The 23,300-nt window shown below is 60.9% G+C and carries 20 protein-coding genes; 10 read left to right on the forward strand and 10 right to left on the reverse strand.

Annotated elements, in window-relative coordinates; translation table 11 throughout:
• The 6 genes from DBR18_RS12770 to DBR18_RS12805 all read left to right on the forward strand — a co-directional run.
• Window positions 1-1,500 (forward strand): aldehyde dehydrogenase (NADP(+)) (locus DBR18_RS12770; RefSeq protein ID WP_256588690.1); only part of this gene is annotated, 1,500 nt, incomplete at its 5' end.
• A 156-nt stretch (window positions 1,501-1,656) separates the two neighbouring features.
• Window positions 1,657-1,959, forward strand: a complete 303-nt coding sequence (locus DBR18_RS12780) for a DUF5629 family protein (RefSeq protein ID WP_108590574.1) — start codon at window positions 1,657-1,659, stop codon at window positions 1,957-1,959.
• Window positions 1,956-3,131 carry a lactonase family protein gene (locus DBR18_RS12785; RefSeq protein ID WP_108590575.1) on the forward strand — a complete coding sequence of 392 codons (1,176 nt, stop codon included), beginning with the start codon at window positions 1,956-1,958 and terminating at the stop codon, window positions 3,129-3,131. The genes DBR18_RS12780 and DBR18_RS12785 overlap by 4 nt, the downstream gene beginning before the upstream one ends.
• 156 nt (window positions 3,132-3,287) lie before the next feature.
• Window positions 3,288-3,467: a hypothetical protein gene (locus DBR18_RS12790; protein ID WP_041062495.1), complete on the forward strand. Its 180-nt coding sequence runs from the start codon at window positions 3,288-3,290 to the stop codon at window positions 3,465-3,467.
• Window positions 3,468-3,721: 254 nt separating this feature from the next.
• Window positions 3,722-3,931: a hypothetical protein gene (locus DBR18_RS12800; protein WP_108590576.1), complete on the forward strand. Its 210-nt coding sequence runs from the start codon at window positions 3,722-3,724 to the stop codon at window positions 3,929-3,931.
• The gene (locus tag DBR18_RS12805) at window positions 3,928-4,185 is read left to right on the forward strand and encodes a hypothetical protein (protein ID WP_047598405.1); all 258 of its coding nucleotides are present in this window, start codon (window positions 3,928-3,930) and stop codon (window positions 4,183-4,185) included. Before DBR18_RS12800 ends, DBR18_RS12805 begins: the two co-directional genes overlap by 4 nt.
• A 104-nt stretch (window positions 4,186-4,289) precedes the next feature.
• On the opposite strand, the gene DBR18_RS12810 is transcribed toward DBR18_RS12805, so the two are convergent.
• The 3 genes from DBR18_RS12810 to DBR18_RS12820 are packed head-to-tail and all read right to left on the reverse strand — an operon-like array spanning window position 4,290 to window position 9,753.
• Window positions 4,290-4,874 (reverse strand): glutathione S-transferase, encoded by a 585-nt coding sequence (locus tag DBR18_RS12810; RefSeq protein ID WP_108590577.1) that lies wholly within the window; start codon window positions 4,872-4,874, stop codon window positions 4,290-4,292.
• On the reverse strand, window positions 4,871-8,512 hold the full coding sequence (locus DBR18_RS12815; protein ID WP_108590578.1) for an AAA family ATPase: 3,642 nt from the start codon (window positions 8,510-8,512) through the stop codon (window positions 4,871-4,873). Before DBR18_RS12815 ends, DBR18_RS12810 begins: the two co-directional genes overlap by 4 nt.
• Entirely contained in the window at window positions 8,509-9,753 is a 1,245-nt protein-coding gene (locus DBR18_RS12820; protein ID WP_108590579.1) for an exonuclease SbcCD subunit D C-terminal domain-containing protein, read from the reverse strand. The genes DBR18_RS12815 and DBR18_RS12820 overlap by 4 nt, the downstream gene beginning before the upstream one ends.
• A 621-nt stretch (window positions 9,754-10,374) precedes the next feature.
• Here DBR18_RS12820 and DBR18_RS12830 point away from each other — a divergent pair.
• From DBR18_RS12830 to DBR18_RS12840, 3 genes are all read left to right on the forward strand, one after another.
• Window positions 10,375-10,767: a contact-dependent growth inhibition system immunity protein gene (locus tag DBR18_RS12830; RefSeq protein ID WP_108590580.1), complete on the forward strand. Its 393-nt coding sequence runs from the start codon at window positions 10,375-10,377 to the stop codon at window positions 10,765-10,767.
• 177 nt (window positions 10,768-10,944) lie between these two features.
• Window positions 10,945-11,289 carry a hypothetical protein gene (locus DBR18_RS12835; protein ID WP_108590581.1) on the forward strand — a complete coding sequence of 115 codons (345 nt, stop codon included), beginning with the start codon at window positions 10,945-10,947 and terminating at the stop codon, window positions 11,287-11,289.
• 101 nt (window positions 11,290-11,390) lie between these two features.
• Window positions 11,391-11,759 (forward strand): hypothetical protein, encoded by a 369-nt coding sequence (locus DBR18_RS12840; protein WP_108590582.1) that lies wholly within the window; start codon window positions 11,391-11,393, stop codon window positions 11,757-11,759.
• 134 nt (window positions 11,760-11,893) lie between these two features.
• Here DBR18_RS12840 and DBR18_RS12845 read toward each other — a convergent pair whose 3' ends face one another.
• The 7 genes from DBR18_RS12845 to DBR18_RS12875 form a co-directional block, all read right to left on the reverse strand.
• Window positions 11,894-13,531, reverse strand: coding sequence for a BatD family protein (locus tag DBR18_RS12845; protein WP_108590583.1), 1,638 nt, complete (start codon window positions 13,529-13,531; stop codon window positions 11,894-11,896).
• Complete coding sequence (locus DBR18_RS12850; protein ID WP_108590584.1) at window positions 13,528-15,264, reverse strand: tetratricopeptide repeat protein; 1,737 nt, start codon at window positions 15,262-15,264, stop codon at window positions 13,528-13,530. Before DBR18_RS12850 ends, DBR18_RS12845 begins: the two co-directional genes overlap by 4 nt.
• Window positions 15,261-16,340 (reverse strand): VWA domain-containing protein, encoded by a 1,080-nt coding sequence (locus tag DBR18_RS12855; protein WP_108590585.1) that lies wholly within the window; start codon window positions 16,338-16,340, stop codon window positions 15,261-15,263. Before DBR18_RS12855 ends, DBR18_RS12850 begins: the two co-directional genes overlap by 4 nt.
• On the reverse strand, window positions 16,333-16,830 hold the full coding sequence (locus DBR18_RS12860; protein ID WP_108590586.1) for a DUF4381 domain-containing protein: 498 nt from the start codon (window positions 16,828-16,830) through the stop codon (window positions 16,333-16,335). The genes DBR18_RS12855 and DBR18_RS12860 overlap by 8 nt, the downstream gene beginning before the upstream one ends.
• Complete coding sequence (locus DBR18_RS12865) at window positions 16,827-17,771, reverse strand: DUF58 domain-containing protein (protein WP_108590587.1); 945 nt, start codon at window positions 17,769-17,771, stop codon at window positions 16,827-16,829. The genes DBR18_RS12860 and DBR18_RS12865 overlap by 4 nt, the downstream gene beginning before the upstream one ends.
• A gap of 5 nt (window positions 17,772-17,776) precedes the next feature.
• The gene (locus DBR18_RS12870) at window positions 17,777-18,736 is read right to left on the reverse strand and encodes a MoxR family ATPase (RefSeq protein WP_003218556.1); all 960 of its coding nucleotides are present in this window, start codon (window positions 18,734-18,736) and stop codon (window positions 17,777-17,779) included.
• 290 nt (window positions 18,737-19,026) lie between these two features.
• Window positions 19,027-19,380: a hypothetical protein gene (locus DBR18_RS12875; protein WP_108590588.1), complete on the reverse strand. Its 354-nt coding sequence runs from the start codon at window positions 19,378-19,380 to the stop codon at window positions 19,027-19,029.
• A gap of 503 nt (window positions 19,381-19,883) precedes the next feature.
• Between DBR18_RS12875 and DBR18_RS12880 the strand changes: the two genes are divergently transcribed.
• On the forward strand, window positions 19,884-23,300 hold a 3,417-nt coding region (locus DBR18_RS12880), incomplete at its 3' end, for an NAD-glutamate dehydrogenase (protein ID WP_256588691.1).

The following is a 23,300-nucleotide window of genomic DNA, read 5'->3' on the forward strand; positions in this document are numbered from 1 at the left end:
ACTACTGGCGAACAGCTGCCGTACGATTTCATTCAAGCGACTGAAGCCGAAGTCGATGCCGCCGCCAAAGCCGCCGCCGCCGCGTATCCCGCTTACCGCAGCCTCAGCGCCGAACGCCGTGCACAGTTTCTCGAGGCGATTGCCGATGAACTGGATGCCTTGGGTGATGAGTTCGTTGCGCTGGTCTGCCGCGAAACCGCGCTGCCGGCAGGGCGAATTCAGGGTGAGCGCGGGCGCACCAGCGGGCAGATGCGCCTGTTCGCCAAAGTTCTGCGGCGCGGTGATTTCTACGGCGCGCGAATCGATTTGCCGTTACCGGATCGCCAGCCGTTGCCGCGTCCGGATCTGCGCCAATACCGCATCGGCCTCGGCCCGGTGGCGGTGTTCGGTGCGAGCAACTTCCCTCTGGCGTTCTCCACCGCCGGCGGCGATACCGCTGCGGCGCTGGCCGCCGGTTGCCCGGTGGTGTTCAAGGCGCACTCGGGTCATATGGCAACCGCTGAACGGGTCGCCGATGCACTGATTCGCGCGGCGGAAAAAACCGCGATGCCGGCCGGTGTGTTCAACATGATCTACGGCGGTGGCGTTGGCGAATGGCTGGTCAAGCATCCGGCGATTCAGGCAGTGGGTTTTACCGGTTCGCTCAAGGGCGGGCGCGCACTCTGCGACATGGCCGCGGCGCGGCCGCAACCGATCCCGGTGTTTGCCGAGATGTCGAGCATCAACCCGGTGATCGTTCTGCCGCAAGCCCTGGCTGAGCGCTCGGAAACCATCGCTCGCGACCTGACCGCCTCGGTGGTGCAGGGCTGTGGTCAGTTCTGCACCAATCCGGGTTTGGTCATCGGTATTCGCTCGCCGCAGTTCAGCGCCTTCGTCCAGCAAATCGCCGGGCTGATTGGCGACCAACCGGCGCAGACCATGCTCAACGCCGGCACCCTCGGCAGCTATGGCAAAGGCCTGCAGAAACTCTTGACGCATTCCGGGATCGAGCACTTGGCGGGCCAGCCGCAGCAGGGTAATCAGGCGCAGCCGCAATTGTTCAAGGCCGATGTCAGTCTGTTGATCAACGGTGATGAAGTGCTGCAGGAAGAAGTGTTCGGCCCGACCACGGTGATCGTCGAAGTGACGGACAAGGCGCAACTGAGCGCGGCATTACACGGCCTGCACGGGCAACTGACGGCGACCATTATCGGCGAGCAGGCCGACTTCGAACGCTTCCCGGAACTGACGCCGTTGCTGGAACAAAAGGTCGGGCGGATCCTGCTCAACGGTTATCCGACCGGGGTCGAGGTGTGTGATGCGATGGTGCATGGCGGGCCGTATCCGGCGACATCCGATGCGCGCGGCACCTCGGTGGGGACGCTGGCGATTGATCGCTTCCTGCGCCCGGTGTGTTTCCAGAATTACCCGGATTTCTTGCTGCCGGAACCGCTGAAAAACGCCAACCCGTTGCGCATCCAGCGCCTGGTAGACGGCAAGTCGTCACGCGAAGCCCTCTAACCCACAAACCCTGTAGGAGCTGCCGAAGGCTGCGATCTTTTGACTTTGATTTTAAAAAACAAGATCAAAAGATCGCAGCCTTCGGCAGCTCCTACAGGGGGATCGGGGTGCCATGAGCTATCATTGGCCCTTTCCCCCTAAGAAAGACTGTTTGCCATGACTGCCCAAACCCTTCTCAACGCCCTCGAACACTGCGGCATGGTCGAAATCGACGGCCTGCACGCCTTCGAATTCGCCCTCGACGAAGACGACAACCTGTACATCGAATGCATCGACGGCCGTACGGCCAGGCATTGGGAGTTCACCCCGGCGCAGGTTGCGGCGGCGACGTTTGATGAAGATCTGCAGAGCTGGCTGATCATTGGCTATGCCAGCGACACCAAGACCACCGGCGAACACCGTCTGGTTTGCCTCGGTGATGTAGTCAGCAGCAGCGACGACGAGGAAGATGATCAATGAACATGCGTAAATTCTGGCCACTGCTGATGGCCGGCAGCGTCGGTGCGATGGGCCTGTCCAGTGCCAGCGCCGAGACTTATCAATTGCTGGTCGGCTCCTACACCGCCGGCACCAGCCAGGGCATCTATCGAATGAATTTCGACAGCGCCACCGGCCAGATCGCCGCCAGGCCGCTGCAAGTGATCAAGAGCGAAAACCCGTCGTGGCTGACCCTGTCCAAAGACCAGCATCGGCTGTTCGTGGTCAATGAAAACGGCCCCGGCCAGAAAGATCCGGTGGGCCGCGTCAGCAGCTATTCGATCGATCCCAAGACCCACGCCCTGACCTTGATCAATCAAGTGCAGAGCCTGGGCAACGAGCCGACCCATTCGAGCCTCAGCGGTGATGCCAGCCATCTGTTCGTCAGCAACTATTCGGTGATGGAAGATCCGGGCGGCACGCTGGCGGTGTTGCCGGTCGGTGCCGATGGCAAGCTCAAACCGGTGGTGCAGATGAGCGCGCACCCGGCGAGCCGGGTCAATCCCGAACGCCAGGCGTCCAACCATGTGCACTCGACGGTGTCCTCGCCGGATGGTCGCTATGTGTTCTCCAATGATCTGGGTGCGGACAAGGTCTTCATCTACCGATTCGACCCGAAAGCCAACCCGGATTTGCCGCTGACCCCGGCGAAAACCGCGTCGGTGAGCCTGCCGGCCGGTAGCGGCCCACGTCACTTGCTGTTCAGCGCGGACGGCAAGCACGCCTGGCTGACCATGGAAATGAGCGCGCAGGTCGCGGTGTTCGACTACAACGACGGCGTGCTGACCCAGACGCAACTGGTCGATCTGGCCGCCGGTCAGCCGACTTCGGACAAGGCCGGCGCAGCGCTGCACGCGTCTGCCGACGGCAAGTTCCTCTACGTCAGCAACCGCGGCACCGCCAATCAGTTGGTGGTGTTCAGCATCGATCCGGCGACCGGGCAGCTCAAAGAGCTGCAAAAACGCTCGGTTGAAGGCGATCACCCACGTGAGTTCAGCCTCGACCCGAGCGGCAAGTTTCTGCTGATCGCCAACCAGAAGAGCAACGAAATTGTCGTCGTCGAGCGCGACGCCAAGACCGGTCTGCTCGGCAAAACCGTGCAAAAACTGCCGATGGACGCACCCAGCGACCTGAAATTTCTGCTGCGACAATAAGCCACAGGCCCCGGTTTACGGGGCCTGTCTCTTTGTATTAATCGCGCTGATATCCGGTAATGCTACAAAGCATTTCAAGCGATCAACACTCGAGCGTTAAGTTTGCTTCACGGCCCAACCGGGCAAGCAAGCCAACCGAACACGAGGGTTACCGCCATGAACTTCAATCTCTTCTCTGTTATCGCCGCTTCCGCCATTTCCGCTACCGTTGCGCTGCCAGCCAGTGCCAACGTCGAAATCGCCAGCAAAAAATCCCACACCCAGAGCTACACCCAGAAATACCTGCAACAGAGCGCCAACTTCTACGCCGCGCTGGATCACAAAGCCCAACACTGAAAGTCCGATTTGGCACCACTCCCTGTAGGAGCTGCCGAAGGCTGCGATCTTTTGATCTTCAACGTCAAAAGATCGCAGCCTTCGGCAGCTCCTAAACGTTTGTGTGTTGAACGTTTTGATAGGTTTTCTTCAACGCCGAGATAGACCGGCTAAATAATCAACCAGGCTGATGTTTACTATGGCAAACCCTGAGTGGTTACCGCCGCTTCTTTGATTGATCCTGACGGCACTGAAACATGCCCACGGAGCACATCATGGCCAGTTCAATCATTACCTCAGCCAAGCGCGGCGCCTATCTGGCCATCGGTCTGTACCTGGCGCTGGTGCTGTTTGTCAGCATCGCTTCGCAGACGCAACACAGCTTCGATGCACCGATCCAGGTCGCACACCCCGGCATCCAGTTCGAACACCGCGCAGACGCGCTAGTTGATCGTGCTGACCTCGCGGGAGTGGGCGGCGCATGAAAGGCTACAGACTCTGGGTCATCGCCGGTCTGGCCCTGATGACCAATGGCGCGGCGTTACTCGGCTTCGGCCAAGGTTCGGTCGGTGCGCTGGCGCGGGCCATAGAGGCCAATCACAGCATCGCGCACAACATCGAACGGGCCAACTCCCAAGGGTTGCTGGCCGGCAATCCGCCGATCAAGGCCGAAGTCGATTTTCTCGGGCCGTTTGAAGTGGATTGCATGGCTCTGGGCATGTGCAACGCGCTGGCCTGAAACACAATTCCCTGTAGGAGCTGCCGCAGGCTGCGATCTTTTGATCTTGATCTTGAAAAACAAAAATCAAAAGATCGCAGCCTTCGGCAGCTCCTACAGGGAAGTTATTTCTTCATGATGGAAGTGAAGAGGTCGGATTCGAGGAAGCGCTGCAGCCACGCCTGCAATTGCACATAAGGCGTCTGCGCAAACCACTCGCGATCCACATGCGCAAACTGCCGAACGAACGGCAGCAGGGCGATATCCGCCAGGCTGGGATGCTCGGTCAGCAAGTAATCGCGCCCCGTCAGCAACTCATTCAGGCTCTGCAAGAACACCGCGCCCTCGGCCCGATAAACCTCCATCGGCTGCTCGGGATAGCGCTCGGCGTACTTGTAGCGGTTCAAATGCACTTTGAACACTTGATCATTGGCTTCGATCAATTCGGCAATTCGTGAATCACCGCCGAGCAGCCAATTGTCCGGATCGTTCTGCGCCAGCGCCCAGCGCATGATTTCCAGGCTCTCATCGATCACCCGGCCATCGGCATCCAGCACCGGCACCGTGCCCTTGGGCGAGATCGCCAGCATCTCCGCCGGTTTGGCTTTGAGGCTGACCTCGACGATCTCTACCGGCACGCCCGAATAACGCAGGGCCATCCGCGCGCGCATAGCGTACGGGCAGCGGCGGAACGAGTACAGCGTGTTCATTTCACCTCCAGCGTGCTCAAACCGTTGCCCTGACGCTGCACCTGAATCTGCACCGGAATCCGCTCGTGCATTTCCTGCACGTGGGAAATCACCGCGACCTTGCGCCCCTGCGCCTGCAAGCCGTCGAGGGCATCCATCGCCAATTGCAGGGATTCCGGGTCGAGGCTGCCGAAGCCTTCGTCGATGAACAGCGACTCGATTTTCAGCGTGCTCGACGCCATCGAGGCCAGGCCCAGTGCCAGAGCCAGCGACACCAGGAACGTCTCGCCACCGGACAGCGAATGCACCGAACGCAGTTCGTCGCCCATCTCGGTGTCCATCACCAGCAGGCCGAGCATGCTGCCGCCGCGTTTGAGGCGATAGCGCTTGACCAGTTGGCGCAACTGCACGTTGGCGTGATGCACCAGCAGGTCGAGGTTGTAGGCTTGGGCGATTTTGCGGAAGGTGTCGCCGGTGGCCGAGCCGATCAACGCATTCAAACGCGCCCAGCGCTGGTACTCGGCATAGGCATCGGCGATCTGCTGGGCGAGTGCCTGATTGGCGTTTTGCCGGCGCTGATCTTCAGCCTGCTCGGCGCGCAGTTCGGCGCATTGTTGCTCGCTGAGGTTGAACTGGTTCTGCAGGTCGGCGAGGGCGCTGGCGAGTTGTTCGGCATCGAGATTGCCGTTGTGTTGCGCTTGATGATCGGCCAGGCGCTGATCACGTTCCTGCAGCAGCACCCTGGCCTGTTCGATAGCTTTTTCGTTGTGCTGCAAGCGTTGGCGCAATTCGCCGAGCTGCGCGTCTTCGACGCGCAGCAGGTCTTCGAGGCCGCCGTCATCCAGTTCAGGATGGCGGGCGCGCCAGTCGGCGATCTTCTGCGTCAGGTCGTCGTCTTCGCTTTGCAGTGCCTGTAAGCGTTCCTGCTGCGCCTTGAGTTCGGCACTGATCTGCACCCGTTGCGTGCGCACGTTCTGCAGTTCTGCGGCCGTGCCGGTTTCGGCGTTGCGCGCCTGTTCCACGGCCTGTTCCAGTTGCTGCTGCCAGTGCTCGGCGCTGCTGTGTTCGCCCAGCAGTTGCGCGAGTTTTTCCTGACTGGCCTGTTGCTGCGTGGTCAAGACGCCGAATTGCTGCTCGGCGCTTTGCAATTGCTGCACGCGGCTGAGCTGGCGATCCTGTTCCTTCTCCAGCGTCTGCTGGCGTTGCTGCTGCTCTGTCAGTTCTTCCTTCTGCTGCTCGACCTGCGCCAGACGCTCGGCAATCTGCCGGTCCAGTTGCATGAAGGTCGCCGCCGGTTCAACGCGCAAGGCTTCAAGCGTATCGGCCGGCAACAGGCTGGCGAACGCAGTCAGTTCCTCGTCGAGGCGCTGACGGTCGCTGCTCAGTTCGCGTTGCTGATTGCTCAGGTGCTGCGCGGCTTGCTGATGCGCGGTTTCGGCGTTGCGCAGTTGCTGGGTCAGGCGCGCCGCACCCTGTTGCAGGGTGAGCAGGGCGCTCTGGCGTTGTTCGTCCTGAGTGATGCTCTGATTCAGTTGATCGTTTTGCCGGGTCAGCCAGGCGTCGCGCTTGTCGGCGTCCTGATTCAGTAACTGAGCGGACAGCGGATGGGCGTCGAGGCTCGGCGCCAGTGCCTGTTGCTGCGCGACCAGTTGTTCCTGTTGTTGCAGCAGCTCCTTTTGTTGAGCGATCACGCCACCAACTTCGGCGCGCAGCTCGATGAGCTTTTCCTTGAGCTGATCAACCACTTGCTGGGCGTTGGCCTGTTCGCTTTCATCATGACGGCCGAGGCTTTGCAGCAGCGCTTCCGGCTGATGATACGGATGCTCGTTGCTGCCGCAGACCGGGCACGGTTGATCGTCCTGCAACTGTGCGCGCAACTCTTCGACACTGGCACTGCGGGCCAGACGCTGGCGCTCGAGCAGTTCACGGGTGACGTTGAGGGTTTGTTCGGCGACGGTCAGTTCGGCTTTGCTTTTCACCCCGTCCTGGGTCAGGCGTTCGCGCTCTTGCTGCGCATCCAGCAGGCGCCGTTGAAGCTCGGCGCCGCGTTTTTCCAGCTCCTGCTGACTGGCCCAGAGCCGCGTCAGGTCTTCGATGGCGCGCAGTTGTTTGCGGTTGTCCTGCAGCAGATTGCCAAGGATGCCGATCTGCTCGGCGACGGCATCCGGCTCGGCGCCGGCCTCTTTGAACAGCACTTCCAGTTGCTGCTTTTGCGTGGCCAGCGCTTCGGCGCTGTGTGCGGCGTTCTGTTCGAGGGTCGCCAGTTCGGCCTGGCCCTTGTTCAGGCGATTGCCGATCAGCATCAGCTGTTGCAGGCGATCACGATAGGCATTCCACGCATCGCTGAGCGGTGCCAGCGGGGCGCTCTGTTCCAGCTCAGTGCCGATTTTCTGCAGGCGTTCAGCGACTTCGGCCTGTTTCGCCTGCAACGCTTGAATGGCGCTCTGGCCTTGTGTGCAGGCCAGTTCGGCGGACTGTCGGGCGTCGGCGCTGAGGGCGGTGTCCTTGGCGAGGCGGGCGAGGGTGCTTTGCTCGTCGAAGGCCTGACGCAGCAGCGGGGCGCTTTCGCTGTGTCGTTGCTGCGCTTCGTTGAGGGCGATTTTCGCCGACTCAAGCGTCTGTTCCAGTTGTGTCTGTCGTTCGCCGAGTTCGCTGTGTTGGCGAGTGTGCGCAGCAATCTGTGCCGCCAGCGGCGTCAGTTGCGCATCGAGTTCGGTCTTGCGCGCGAACTGGTGGCGTTGCGGGGCGAGTTGTTCCAGACGCGTCAGTTTCAAGCGTTCGCCGGCCAGACCTTCCCACTGTTGCTGGGCACTGTGCAGTTGCTCGGCGGCGGCTTGTTGCGCGTCCTGCAACTGGCGCAAATCCTTGAGCCAGCTGTGCTGTTGTTCCAGTTGCTTGAGCTGCGCCTGCTGCACCTTCAATTGCTGCTGGGCGGCGTTGAAACGCTCGTCCAGTTCGGCCCGTGCCTCGGGCGTCAGCGGGGTGACGCCGGTAGCCTGATCCTGCAGCAGCTTGTGCGCTTCGCGGGCTTCTTTGGTCTTGTCGAAGGCGCGGCGGCCGAGACGGGTGTAGAGCGCGGTGTCGGTGAGCTTTTCCAGCAGTTCGCTGCGGTCGTTGTCGTCGGCCTTGAGAAACGCGCTGAACTCGCTCTGAGCCAGCAGCACGGCGCGGGTGAACTGCTCGAAGTTCAGGCCGAGCGCGGCTTCCAGTTGAGCTTTGTACTCGCCTTTCTGACTGGCGAGCAGTTGATCCTGATCGATGTCACGCAGGCTCTGACGGCTGGCCTGCAACTTGCCGCCGGCCTTTTCCCGGGCGCGGTTGGCTTCCCAACGCGCGCGATAACGCCGGCCATCGACGCCGACAAAATCCACCTCGGCATAACCTTCACCGGTGCCGCGCCGCAGCAAGGTGCGCGGGTCGCCGGTGGCGATTTCGCCGTCGGCGTCCGGCACCTTGGCATCGCGACCGGTGTTGTTCAGGCGCGGCACCGCACCGAACAGCGCCAGGCACAACGCGTCGAGCAGGGTACTTTTACCCGCACCGGTCGGCCCGGTGATCGCGAACAGCCCGGCACTGGCCAGCGGTTCGGCGGTGAAATCGATTTCGAACGGCCCGGCCAGCGAGGCGAGGTTCTTCAAGCGAATGGCGAGAATCTTCATGGCTGCTCGCCCTCCATCTGTACGTCCTGCAGCAGTTCGGCGAAGTCCTTGAGCGTCTGCTCATCGACCTCGTTGCCATAGTTGTCGAGCCAGGCGCGGCTGAACAACTCCTGCGGGGTGAGTTGGTCGAGTTCGATCAGTGCGGTGCCGTCCTCTGCACCGTCAGCGCCACGGTTGCCGGCGTATTCAGCGGCGATGCGCACCAGGCGCACGGCTTTGCCTTGCAGCGCGCCTTCAACTTGATGGCGCAGATCCGGCTGCGGTTCGTCGAGGGTCACGCGCACTTCCAGCCATGGCTGGCGCTGGGTTTCGGCGAGCAGATCGATATTCGGCAGGTCGGCCAATTGCAGCAGGATGTCGGCCAACGGTGCCGGGCCGATGCGTTGCAGGTTGACCGAGCGCGGGATCAGTTTTGGCTCGACGCTGACCAGGGTTTCGCCATCGAGGGTGATGTCGAGAATCTGATGCTGATAGCCGATCTCCGAGAACGACAGCGGAATCGGCGAGCCGCTGTAGCGAATCCGCTCTTCACCGTTGACCTTCTGCGGCTTGTGCAAATGGCCGAGGGCGACGTAACTGATGCTCGGCCCGAACAGGCTGGCGGGCAGCGCCTCGGCATTGCCGATGATCAGGCTGCGCTCGGAGTCTTCCGAGACCGAGCCGCCGGCCATGTGCGCGTGGCTGATGGCGACCAGCGCCTGGCCGGGTTTGCGCTTGGCATTAGCTGCTTCGATCAGCCATTCATGCACCTGGCCAATGCCGCGCAGATAGTCGTCGCCCAGATGCGCACCGGTCACTTCCGCCGGGCGCAGGAACGGCAGCGCCAGGCACCACGCGGCGATCTCGCCTTCAGCATTCGGCAGTGGCAGCAGCAGCCGTTCGGCGTCGAGCTGACCGTCGTCCAGCCACAACACCCGGCCCAGCGCGTGGGTGCGCAAACGGCGCATCAATGGCGCCGGCAGTTCGATGCGCGAGCCGGAATCGTGGTTGCCGGCAATCATCACGATGGTCAGCAACGGTTGCTGTTCGTGGGCGCTGACGATGAAATCGTAGAGGCGTTCCTGGGCTTTGACCGGCGGATTGACCGTGTCAAAGATGTCCCCGGCAATCAGCAGCACATCCGGCTGCGCCAGTTGCAGTTGGCGCAGCAGCCATTCGAGAAAGCACGCATGCTCGAAATCGCGCTCCTGACCGTGCAGGTTTTGCCCAAGGTGCCAGTCGGAGGTGTGGAACAGACGCAAGGTGGACTCCGCAACAATTAAAGAGGTGATGGCCGCAGGAAAATGATGGGCGGCTAAAGAGGGGGGAGTTTACAGATAATTGCGGCGCGAGGGCTGGTCGGGCTATGGCGTGGCTGGGCGTAACGGTGACGCCAGACAGAGGTAATCTGGTGTTTGGCCATTATATTGATATCATTTGTGGCGAGTACGGTACGCTTTGCGGGTTTTAGAAAGCTACAAACAGTTTCCGATGAGGCTGGGCTTATAAAATGGCCATAAGACAAAGCTGGACAGAAAATGGATGCTTCAGTCATGCCAAAATTTGCCTGTGTCTGCGGTCATGTAATTAACCTGTCTTCGGGTACGTCCGATTCTGAGTTGTCTTTAGTCGCTGAGCAGAAGATAGATGAAATTGGCTGTGCGCTATCAAATCGTTGGCTGTCTGAGGACGAGTTCTACGAAACGATAGACCAAGGGGCTGTGACGGTTTATCGATGCCAGCAATGCGGGCGGCTGCATGTGGATCAAGGGGGTGGGCAGTTTTCTTCCTATATAAAGGAAGTAAGTTAGTCGTTTGAGTCCGGATGATCGCAGTGCGGGGTCTAAACGTGGTCTGTTCCTTAGGAATTACAGGGATGGAAGATGAAGTTTTACGATTTGGAAAAATTGCCTTTTTTAGACATCGCTAACAAAGACGGTTGTTCGTTGGATGAATGGTATGTTTCGGTGCGCGACGTCCCTATAAATGAATTGGCTGTAGGTGATATTTGTCGCGCTTTGAGACAAGAGTTGTTTACTCGATATGTGCTTCCCGTCGCTGTGGCTTTATTGAGTGATGATGTTCTCGCTGGTGACAGATATGACGGCGAATTGGTTGTTGCACTTGCAGGTCTGAACGAAGTTCATTGGCGAGAGAGCACAGGTGCAGCTATTCAGGTAAAAACTGCTTTGGCTGAATTAAAGGATTTTTGTGACGATTCAGAGTTGTTGAAGGATGCTTCTAATCTGATGAAGATGCTTGATAGGGTTGAGTGAGGATAATGGGATGGGCCACGTTTAAAGAGTTGTAGTCTGCTCCTTAGGTGTCCGAGAAGTTAATGTTGGTAGAGAGATTGGGGCAGACAAGTTCAATGATGGTAAAGGCACATCTATAGTGGCCGTAATAACCGACAAATTTGGGAACTTGGTTGCAGCGTTTCCGGGAGTGCTTGAATGATTTTTGATGAGGGAATTAAAAGGGAGCTGCTCAGGGCCAGGGAGGCACTGTTTTCCGGGGAGGAAAATTCTGCGCTGTTGAGCATAATGCAGGAGAAGTTTCCAGAAGTTAATGTTGCGTTCATCTTGGACTGGATTCCCGAACAGGCCGAGGATATTTATCGGGTACTTATTGATGTCGGTCGGGTAGCAATTATTGAAGTTCCGCGTTCAGCCAAAACAATGCCAGATGGCCCTTTGGTCGAAGTGCGATCGATTGAAAGTTATAATGATAATAAATTATCGAAAAGGGCACGAAGGAAGTTGAAGGTTGCACTTGATTTTATTTGTTTAGAAGTTTGAAGTGCATTTTTTCAGTGGTAAATGGAGACAGACCTGGTGGTCGCAACTTGAAATCCTTTCCGCTTCATACCGATGCGGTTTGAAATTGCTGGAGAATGGAGATGCGAGTAGAAAGCTTGTTCAATCAGGCCAGAGGAATGGTTAAAGGGCTTTATTTTCATGCGATGGATGAGCTTGGGCTTCGTCCGGAGCAAGCTTTTGCCTATGCTCAGGATGATCTGGAACTCTTGATGCGCAAAGATGCGCCCGGTCCGAATGCGATTCTTCAAACCGCCATTTACATGGAAGGACTTCGCCGCGGCATGCAGCTGTCAAAAGAAGATCCATACACGAGTGATATGTTGGGGATTTTGGCGCAGACCTACAGCAAATGCAGCGTTGAGAGCCTGATCGAGGCAGATGTCGATGACGAGGAGTTGAAAATTATCCAGTCGGATATGGAAACTGTGCGGAAGTTTTTTCTACTTTAAGTGGTCAGGTCAAATATCGTTTGAAGGTCGATTGGATCGACCATTCAACATCAAAAGATCGCAGCCTGCGGCAGCTCCTACAGGGAATAATGTCCCCCCTGTAGGAGCTGCCGCAGGCTGCGATCTTTTGCTTTTTACTTCGGATAAAGCGGCGGCAACCCGCTGTCACCCACCGGATCCTGCACCCGCTCAGCCGCCGGAATCGTGCGGATCGCCCGCCACAGATCCTCACCCTGCCAATGCTGCCCGGTCTCGCTGTACAGCGCGCCGTTGAGGCCGTCGAGGGCGTCGGAAAGCGGCACGAAGCGCGCCGCCATCTCTGCCAGGGTTTCCGGCTGTTGTCGCGCCCACGCATCCAGTGCCTGACGCGTCGCTTGCGGATCATTGGCCTGGCACGCCCGTTTGATGTCGTCCAGCAAGGTGCGCGGGCTCGGCCCGGTCTGTGCGGCACGATGCACCGCCGGTTGCCAGCGTGCACGCCACCACAGGCCGAAGCCGAGCAGGGTGGTGCAAGCGAGGATCAGCGTGCTGAGTTTCCACCACCACAACACGTCGTTATCGGCGGCGTTCACTTGCAGGGTGCCGGCCGGGGTGTCGACTTGCAGGCTCGGGTTGTTCGCCACTTGCAGGGTGCGCGCCGGCAGGCTGGTGTGTTCCAGGTGATCTTCGAAGGTGTTCCACCAGATCACGTCGACGGTCGGTAATTCAATCGCACCGCTACGGCTGGGCACCAGTGCTTCGCGCTCTTCACGGCTGCCGATCAGGCCCCGGTCACCGGACTGATTGTTCAACACCGGCTGATCCGGGTAGCGGCGCAGGCCGCTGGCTTCAGTGGCGGGCAGTGCCGGGAGTTGCGAGCTGGCCAGGCCTTCGACTTTCAACGTCAGGCTGCGGGTCAGGGAATCGCCAACCTGGGTGTGTTCCGGCTCCGGGTTCCAGCTTTCGCTCAGGCTAAGGCTGCGCGCCGGCAGCCACGGCGCATCGGCGGGGTAGGTCAGCGGTTTCGGTTTGACTGTCAGTGCGATCTCGGAAGACGTGACACGCATCAGCTTGCCAGGTTTGGGCCCTTGCGCTGTGGCGTCCGGCGCCGGTTGCGTATCGACCAGCGTGGCACTGAACGTCTGCGGGGCAATGGTCAGCAAACCGCTGTGCTGCGGATAGATCGCATAGCGCATCTCGATCACGCCGTGACGCACGCCGTTGATGTCTTTTTCGTAGGTGCGCGTGTCGCCCAGTTGCTCGATGCGCGCGTCGGCGATCTGCAGCGGGGTCAGGCTGCTGTCGTCGTACAGCGACACCGAATGGTAGATGCGCAGGGTCAGGATCACCTGGGCCTGCACATAGACGCTGGTCTGGTCGAGACTGGCTTCAATGAACACCGGATCAAGGCTGTTCTTGTCTTCATGGGTATCGCTCTCGACCACCTGCACGGTGATCGGCTGGCTCTGCACATCACCCAGTTGCAGCGGCGGAATGACCACGCTGCCGTTCTCTTTCGGCAGCAGGGTGATGATCCAGCGCGTGGTGGCGCGGTTGTCGCCATTAAGGGTGTTCAACTGGTTGACCTGGCGCGTGCCGCGCACCTCGAACAAAGGCTCCAGCGGGGTCAGGTCGGGTTTGCCGAACTGGGTGACGTCGCTGGTTTCGAGGGTGAGTTCGACCGTCTCGCCGGAGTTCAGGCGACTGCGATCCACGCTGGCCGTCAGCTCGGCCGCCTGGGCGGTGGCCGTGCAGAGCAGCAGGGGCAGCAAGAGAGCGGTGAAACGGGTCATCGAGTTTTTTCCTGATCCTGATGTTGTTGCTGTTCGTACCAGAATTTGCGTCGCAGCAATTCCCCCGGATCGTCCGGGATCTTGCCCAGCCATTGTTCCAGCGCCTGACGCTGTTCGCCCTGGAGGTTGTCCTCGCTCGGGCGCAGCGTCGGCACGGTGTCCGTTTCCTCTGCCTCATCAGTGCCCGGCACTTCGTTGGGTCCCGGTTGCGGCGGGGTGGTCGGCGGTGGTTCGCTGGCCGACTCGCCGGGCTGGGCCTCGCTCGGGGTCTCGCTGTTGACTGCCGGTGGCGGTGCGGTCGCCGGTGGCGTTTCATCGCCGGGCACGTTCGGCTGAGCCGGTTGTGGCTGCGGTTCTGTCGGTGGCGGGGTGTTCTTCTGCTTGAGCAGATTCTCCACCAGGGCCTTGTTGGTCAGTGCCGGGCGCAAGTCCGGTTGCAGTTCCAGCGCCTGCTCATAGGCATCGATAGCCGCTTCCAGCTCACCGCTTTTCGCCAGCGCGTTGCCACGATTGTAGTGGGCGCGGGCATCACTACCTTCGGCGAAACGCTGAGCGGCGCCACTGTAATCGCCGGCCTCGTACAACGCCACCCCTTGCCACTGGTGATCTGCAAAGTGTTCGGCGGCCTCGGCCGGACGCTTCTGCTTGAGCAAGTGCAGACCCTGCTGGTCAGGGCGTAGCCACAGGTCTTCGAAGTCAAACGCGTAGCTCGGCTGCGGCAGGCACAGCAGCAATGGCAGGCAGAACAACCAGCCACGTCGCCCGGCGCAGGCAGCCAGCAGCAACAGCGGCAACAACAGCCAGTAACCCTGATCGGCCCAGGTGTCGAGGCGCACGGTCTGACCATCGTTGCGCAGGCTGCGCGGACCATCGAGCAGGCCGAGGGCGCGCAAGTCGGACTCGTCCAGACGCGCACTGTGGTACTCGCCGCCAACGCTATTGAGGAAGGCACCGAGGCCCGGACTGTCGAGTTGCGGCACGCGGATCGCGCCTTGTTCGTCCTTGAGGAAGCTGCCGTCCTCCTGGGCAATCGGTGCGCCTTCAGCCGTGCCGATGCCGAGCATCAGCAGTTGCGCCGATTGCTGGCCGAGGGCGTGGCGGATGCCTTGACGTTCCTCTTCGGTCAGCGAGGAACCGATCAGCAGAATCCGCCCCTGGCCGAGGGCACCTTGCTTGAGCAAGGCCAATGCTTTACTGACCCCGAGGTCGGCACGGTGGCCGTTTTCCGGCATCAGCGACGGCTTGAGCGCATCGAGCAGATTGCGGCTGGTCGCCAGGTCATCCGACAGCGGTACCAGCGTGTGCGCGCTGCCAGCGTAGACAACGATCGCCGTCTGCGCATCGCTGCGTACCTGCAACAGGTCGAACAGCTTGCGCCGCGCCTGCTCCAGTCGGGTCGGCGGTGAGTCGGTGGCGAGCATTTCCGGGGTCAGCTCCAGCACCACCACCAGCGGGTCGGCGGGTTTCTGGCTGGTCTGTTCGACCCGTTCCCAGCTCGGCCCGAGAAGGGCGACGAGGGTCAACAGCCACGCCACGCCGAGGGCGATCCACGGCAGCTTGCTGTCGCGCCCGCTGCCACCGCTGAGCAGCGTCGAATGGAACGCCGGCGGCAGAATCATCTGCCAGCGTCCAGCACGTTTCTGCCGGTGCCAGAGTTGCCAGATCAGCCAGCCCAGCAGCGGCAGGAGCAGCAGCCACCAGGGGCGGAACCAGTGCGGCCAGAGCGCGATCATCGGCGCCTCCGCAGACGCAGGCGTTTAAGACGCTCACGCCAGTCGGGCAACGGACTTTGCAGATACAGCTCCTTGGTGAACAGGCGTTGCAGCGGGTTGTCCGGCCACAAGTCGCGGGCGACCAGCAACAGGCTCAGCAACAGGGCCAATGCCAGCGGCCACTGATACAAGGCTTGCGCCGGGCGCGCCTGGGTCGGTTGCTGGGTCACCGGTTCGAGCTGGTCGAGGGTCTCCCTGATCGCTTGCAGCTCTTTGCCATCGCGGGCGCGGAAGTATTGGCCGCCGGTGGCTGCGGCAATCGCCTTGAGCGCCGGCTCGTCGAGGTCCAGGCTCGGATTGACCCCGAGCAGGCCGGTGCTGCCACTGTCCTCCGGGTCCGCGCCGATGCCGATCGGGTAGATTTTCACCCCTTCGCTGGCGGCCAGTTTTGCTGCGGTCAGCGGATCGATTTCGCCACCGTTATTGGCGCCGTCGGTGACCAGAATCAATACCCGACTTTGCGCGGGACGCATGCGCAGGCGTTTCAGCGCCAGGCCGATTGCATCACCGATGGCGGTGTTCTTGCCGGCAATGCCGATCCGCGCTTCATCGAGCCAGACGCGCACGGTGTGACGGTCAAAGGTCAGCGGCGCTTGCAGATAGGCCTGACTGCCGAACAGGATCAGGCCAACCCGGTCGCCGTCGCGGCTTTCAAGGAAGTCTCCGAGCAGATGCTGAACCAGCGACAAGCGACTGACGTCTTCGTCCTGCCACTGCATGTCGGGGAAATCCATCGAACCGGACACGTCCACCGCCACCAGCAGATCGCGGCCGCTGGCGGCAATCGGCAACGGCTCGCCAAGCCATTGCGGGCGCGCGGCGGCGGTCAGCAGCAATAGCCACAGCAGCAGGAACGGCGCCTGCTGACGCCATGCCGGCAGGTTGGCGCGGGCACGGCGACGGGCGAGGCCTTCGAGGTCTGAGAGAAAACTCACGCGCAACGCCGGCTCGCCGCTGTCGGCCACCGGCAACACCAGACGCATCAGCCACGGCAGCGGCAACAGCACGAAGATCCACGGCCAGGCGAATTCAAACATGCTTGCGAATCCAGGTTTCAACGGCTTGGGTCAGGCCGGCGATGGCTTTGTCGTCGAGTTTGCATTCGGGTTTGTAGGCGCCTTCGACCAGCACCATCCAGCGTGTCAGGCCGGCGGCCGGGCAGCGGTTGTCGAGAAATGCCAGCCATTTGCGGCCATTGAGCGTATGGCTCTGGCTGTAGGGGTAGTGGTTGCGGCACAAACGTTTGAGCAGGCCGTTGAGCTGCTGCAGCCAGGCCCCGGCCGGCGCGCCGTCGTAGGGTTTGGGCATTTGTGCCAGTTCGGCCAGTGCGGCGATGCGCACAGGGTCCAGCGGCTGTTCGGCGCGCACGATCGGGCGTTTCCTGATCGGAATGAACCGGCGCAAGCGCCACACCGCGAACCCGAGCAGCGGCAGCAATAACAGCAGCAGCCACCAGCCCGGCGCCGGTGGCCAGAAGTCGATGGGCGGTGGGGAAATCAGCGGTTGCAATTGCTCGAGGCCGTTCATCGACTGCTCCCCGGGCGTTGCGGATTGAGGAACTCGCGCATCTGCTCGACCATCTCGCTTTGCGTGCTCAGCGGCATCAGCAGCACTCGCAGTTTCTGCGCGAGCAATTCCCAGCGGGCGATACGGGCTTCGGCCTGGGCGCGATAGCTTTGGCGCAGTTCGAAGTTCAGGGTATCGAGTTCCAGTTGTGCGCCTCTTTCCGCGAACCTTAAAAGTCCGGCGGCGGGCAGGGCGTGGTCCAGTGGATCGGACAGCGGCAGCATCAGCAGGTCGCAATGGCGCGACAGCAGGCTCAGTTGCTGCTCGGCGCTGTCGGACAGCGCACGTTCATCGCAGATCACGATCACCAGACTGCCCGGGCGCAGCACCTCACGCGCCCGACGCAGCGCCACGCCGAGGGCGTCACGGTCCGGCTCGCGTTCGCTGTGCAACGACTGATTGACCTTCACCAGACGGTTGAGCAACTGCAGCAGGCTTTGTTTGCTGCGGCGCGGCTTGATTTCGTAATGCTCGTTGTCGCCGAACACCAGCCCGCCGACCCGATCGTTATGGCCCAGCGCGGCCCAGCCGATCAGCGCCGCCGCTTGTGCCGCCAGCACTGATTTGAACATCAGCCCGGAACCGAAAAACAGCCGCGTGCTTTGCTCGACCATGATGAAAATCGGCCGCTCGCGTTCCTCATGGAACAGCTTGGTGTGCGGCTCCTGAGTGCGTGCGGTCACGCGCCAGTCGATGGTGCGCACGTCGTCGCCGGCCTGATAGACCCGCACCTGATCGAAGTCGACGCCGCGCCCGCGGAATTTCGAGTGATGCAGGCCGATCAGCGGGCTGCGCTGGCTCGGCGTGGAAAACAGCTGCACTTCGCGCACACGGTGGCGCATCTCGATCAGGTCGGTGAGGCTGATGCGGATGCCCGGTTCGGACGGCAGGGGGGCGTTCATGGGGGTCAAGCGACGGCTACGACGTCGAGAATCCGCTGCACCACCCGATCCTGATCGATGCCGGCGGCTTCGGCTTCAAACGACAGAATGATGCGGTGACGCAACACGTCGAACAGCACCGCCTGAATGTCTTCCGGGCTGACGAAGTCGCGCCCGGCGAGCCACGCGTGGGCCCGGGCGCAGCGGTCAAGGGCGATGGAGCCGCGCGGGCTGGCGCCATAGGCGATCCACTCGGCCATTTCCGGGTCGAACTTGGCCGGGGTGCGCGTGGCCATGACCAATTGCACCAGGTATTCCTCTACGGCGTCGGCCATGTACAGACCGAGGATTTCCTTGCGGGCGGCGAAGATCGCCTGCTGGCTGACCCGGCGTTCGGGTTTGGTTTCGCCGTTGAGCGCTTCGCCGCGGGCCTGCTGGAGGATCCGGCGTTCGACGGCGGCATCCGGGAAACCGATCTTGACGTGCATCAGGAAACGGTCGAGCTGGGCTTCCGGCAGCGGGTAGGTGCCTTCCTGCTCGATCGGGTTCTGCGTGGCCATCACCAGAAACAGTGGCGACAGCTCGTAAGTGCTGCGCCCGACGCTGACCTGACGCTCGGCCATGGCTTCGAGCAGCGCCGATTGCACCTTGGCCGGCGCGCGGTTGATTTCGTCGGCCAGTACCAGGTTGTGGAAGATCGGCCCTTGCTGGAACACGAAACTGCCGGTTTCCGGGCGATAGATCTCGGTGCCGGTGATGTCGGCCGGCAGCAGGTCCGGGGTGAACTGGATGCGATGGAACTGGGCTTCGATGCCCTCGGCGAGTTCTTTGATCGCTTTGGTCTTGGCCAGACCCGGAGCGCCCTCGACCAGCATGTGGCCGTCGGCGAGCAGGGCGATGAGCAAGCGCTCGATGAGTTTTTCCTGGCCGAGAATCTGCGTTGAAAGAAAGGTTCGCAGCGCCAGCAGCGCTTCACGATGTTCCATCGGTGACTGTTCCTGGAAAGGGTGGCCCCAGGCGTTCGGATAACGCCGGGGCTGGGGGCGTTACTTTAATCCATCGAGGGGGGTGGCGACTAACGGCATTTTGCGCAAAGTGCGGGAAATGACCGGGGGATTTGTTGGAATTTTGTAGCGGGGGAGTGTTGCGGTGGCAGTTCTGGCCCCATCGCTGGCAAGCCAGCTCCCACAGGTATCAGCGGTGCGAATGCGATTTATGGAACACATCGGTCCCTGTGGGAGCTGGCTTGCCAGCGAAGAGGCCGGCTCAGGCACCCTCAAATCTGGCTGATATAGGTCCCGGTGCCATCCAGAATATTCTTCAGGGTTTCTTCAACTTCAGGCAGATCCACCATGTCCGGGTTGAAGGTGATCTCCAGCACGTCATCCCCATTCAGCGCATCGGCATCTGCCGCCGCAATCTCGATCTTCAGCAGCGTTTTGCTCAGGGTGACTTTCACCCCGTCGAGGGTCGAAGGCTCGCCATCCAGGGTGATTTCCAGCTCATCCTCATCCGGATAACGGCTCATCAGAAACATTTCGCCCTTGTCGCTGTGGCAGCAGAGCATGGCCATGTTGTCTTCTTCGTCGTCGCACGGGTTGACGATCAGTAGGGCGGTGGTCATTTGCATCGGGAATTCCTGCCTCGACGGGCGTGTTGGTCGCAATTGGGCGCGATTCTGCCAGCCCTCGGGAATTTCTGCATGTGAGAGTGTCAGAGGATGTGTCGTGAACGCGACGCAGGTCAATGGTCACTTCTGGCACAGATGTACCGTAAATACGGGCATTCAAGCCGCCGTTTTCCGCCATGAATGCTAGTGTTTACCGTTGCCAAAGCGTTGGTTTACGTGCCAATGACCGAATATGTCGCAGCACCGCAAGCAGACACATTGTCGCACCCATTAAGCTGCGCAACGGATGAGCACCCGTAAAGACATTGTCGGCAGCCCCGACAGTCGTTTTTGCAGATGCCATTCAATGGAAGGTGAATGTGACCTGAGTGTCTCGTCCAGCTTCACCCACCTGTCCCCCTGTTTCCTCTGCCCGAGAATCAGTAACAGGGCGACACAAGCCCCGCAAGGGGTGTTGCACGCGACGCTTTCCATCAATAACAAGCTTAAGCGGAGTACCACAGATGGCGTTCTTCACCGCAGCCAGCAAAGCCGACTTCCAGCACCAACTGCAAGCGGCACTGGCGCAGCACATCAGTGAACAGGCACTGCCACAAGTGGCGCTGTTCGCTGAACAATTCTTCGGCATCATTTCCCTGGACGAGCTGACCCAACGTCGCCTCTCCGACCTCGCTGGCTGTACTCTTTCCGCGTGGCGCCTGCTTGAGCGCTTCGATCACGCGCAACCACAAGTGCGCGTCTACAACCCCGATTACGAGCGTCATGGCTGGCAGTCGACCCACACCGCGGTCGAAGTGCTGCACCACGACCTGCCGTTCCTCGTCGACTCGGTCCGCACCGAGCTGAACCGCCGCGGCTACAGCATCCACACCCTGCAGACCACCGTGCTCAGCGTGCGTCGTGGCAGCAAGGGCGAGCTGCTGGAAATCCTGCCCAAGGGCAGCACCGGCGAAGGCGTGCTGCACGAGTCGCTGATGTACCTGGAAATCGACCGCTGCGCCAACGCGGCCGAACTGAATGTGCTGAGCAAAGAGCTGGAGCAGGTGCTCGGTGAAGTGCGCGTCGCGGTCGCTGATTTCGAGCCGATGAAGGCCAAGGTGCAGGAGATCCTCACCAAGCTCGATAACAGCGCATTCGCCGTCGACGCCGACGAAAAGACCGAAATCAAGAGCTTCCTGGAATGGCTGGTGGGCAACCACTTCACCTTCCTCGGCTACGAAGAGTTCACCGTTGTCGATCAGGCCGATGGCGGCCACATCGAATACGACCAGAATTCCTTCCTCGGTCTGACCAAACTGCTGCGCACCGGTCTGACCAACGAAGACCGACACATCGAAGATTACGCGGTGAACTACCTGCGCGAACCGACCCTGCTGTCGTTCGCCAAGGCTGCGCACCCGAGCCGTGTCCACCGTCCGGCCTACCCGGACTACGTGTCGATCCGTGAAATCGACGCCGACGGCAACGTCATCAAGGAACACCGCTTCATGGGCCTGTACACCTCCTCGGTGTATGGCGAGAGCGTGCGGGTCATCCCGTTCATCCGCCGCAAGGTCGAAGAAATCGAACGCCGTTCCGGCTTCCAGTCCAAGGCTCACCTGGGCAAGGAACTGGCGCAGGTGCTTGAAGTGCTGCCGCGTGATGACCTGTTCCAGACCCCGGTCGACGAACTGTTCAGCACCGTGATGTCGATCGTGCAGATCCAGGAACGCAACAAGATCCGCGTGTTCCTGCGCAAAGACCCGTACGGTCGCTTCTGCTACTGCCTGGCCTACGTGCCGCGCGACATCTATTCCACCGAAGTGCGCCAGAAGATCCAGCAAGTGCTGATGGAGCGCCTGAAGGCCACCGACTGCGAGTTCTGGACCTTCTTCTCCGAGTCCGTACTGGCTCGCGTGCAGCTGATCCTGCGTGTCGATCCGAAGAACCGCCTCGACATCGACCCGCTGCTGCTGGAAAAAGAAGTGGTACAGGCCTGCCGCAGCTGGCAGGACGACTACGCCGCCCTGACCGTAGAAAGCTTCGGCGAAGCCCACGGCACCAACGTGCTGGCGGACTTCCCGAAAGGCTTCCCGGCCGGTTACCGCGAGCGTTTCGCGGCGCATTCGGCCGTGGTCGACATGCAGCACCTGCTGAGCCTGAACGAAAAAAATCCGCTGGTGATGAGCTTCTATCAGCCGCTGGGCCAGGTTTCCGGTCAGCGCGAGCTGCATTGCAAGCTGTACCACGCCGACACCCCGCTGGCGCTGTCCGACGTGTTGCCGATTCTGGAAAACCTTGGCCTGCGCGTGCTGGGTGAGTTCCCGTACCGTCTGCGTCACACCAATGGCCGCGAGTTCTGGATTCACGACTTCGCGTTCACCGCGGCGGAAGGCCTGGACCTCGACATCCAGCAACTCAACGACACCCTGCAGGACGCGTTCGTCCACATCGTCCGTGGCGACGCCGAGAACGATGCGTTCAACCGTCTGGTGCTGACTGCCGGTCTGCCATGGCGCGACGTGGCGCTGCTGCGCGCTTACGCCCGTTACCTGAAGCAGATTCGTCTGGGCTTCGACCTGGGTTACATCGCCAGCACCCTGAACAACCACACCGACATCGCTCGCGAGCTGACCCGGTTGTTCAAGACCCGTTTCTACCTGGCGCGCAAGCTGGGTAGCGATGATCTGGAAGACAAGCAACAGCGTCTGGAACAGGCGATTCTGACCGCACTGGACGACGTTCAGGTGCTCAACGAAGACCGCATCCTGCGTCGTTACCTGGACCTGATCAAAGCCACCCTGCGGACCAACTTCTATCAGACTGATGCCAACGGCCAGAACAAGTCGTACTTCAGCTTCAAGTTCAACCCGCACGCAATCCCTGAGCTGCCGAAGCCAGTACCGAAGTTCGAAATCTTCGTTTACTCGCCACGCGTCGAAGGCGTGCACCTGCGCTTCGGCAACGTTGCTCGCGGTGGTCTGCGCTGGTCCGACCGTGAAGAAGACTTCCGTACCGAAGTCCTCGGCCTGGTAAAAGCCCAGCAAGTGAAGAACTCGGTCATCGTGCCGGTGGGCGCGAAGGGCGGCTTCCTGCCGCGTCGCCTGCCACTGGGCGGCAGCCGTGACGAGATCGCGGCCGAGGGCATCGCCTGCTACCGCATCTTCATCTCCGGTCTGCTGGACATCACCGACAACTTGAAAGACGGCGCGCTGGTGCCGCCGGCCAACGTCGTGCGTCATGACGACGATGACCCGTACCTGGTGGTGGCCGCGGACAAGGGCACTGCGACCTTCTCCGACATCGCCAACGGCATCGCCATCGACTACGGTTTCTGGCTGGGCGACGCATTCGCCTCCGGTGGTTCCGCCGGTTACGACCACAAGAAAATGGGCATCACCGCCAAGGGCGCGTGGGTCGGCGTACAGCGCCACTTCCGCGAGCGCGGCATCAATGTCCAGGAAGACAGCATCACCGTGGTCGGCGTGGGTGACATGGCCGGTGACGTGTTCGGTAACGGCCTGTTGATGTCCGACAAGCTGCAACTGGTTGCCGCGTTCAACCACATGCACATCTTCATCGATCCGAACCCGAACCCGGCCACCAGCTTCGTCGAGCGTCAGCGCATGTTCGACCTGCCACGTTCGGCCTGGACCGACTACGACACCAGCATCATGTCCGAAGGCGGCGGCATCTTCTCGCGCAGCGCGAAGAGCATCGCCATCTCGCCGCAGATGAAAGAACGCTTCGACATCAAGGCCGACAAGCTGACCCCGACCGAACTGCTGAACGCCTTGCTCAAGGCGCCGGTGGATCTGCTGTGGAACGGCGGTATCGGTACTTACGTCAAGGCCAGCACCGAAAGCCATGCCGACGTGGGCGACAAGGCCAACGATGCACTGCGCGTCAACGGCAACGAGCTGCGCTGCAAAGTCGTGGGC

Source organism: Pseudomonas sp. HMWF021 (genome assembly GCF_003061005.1).
Lineage (GTDB): Bacteria > Pseudomonadota > Gammaproteobacteria > Pseudomonadales > Pseudomonadaceae > Aquipseudomonas.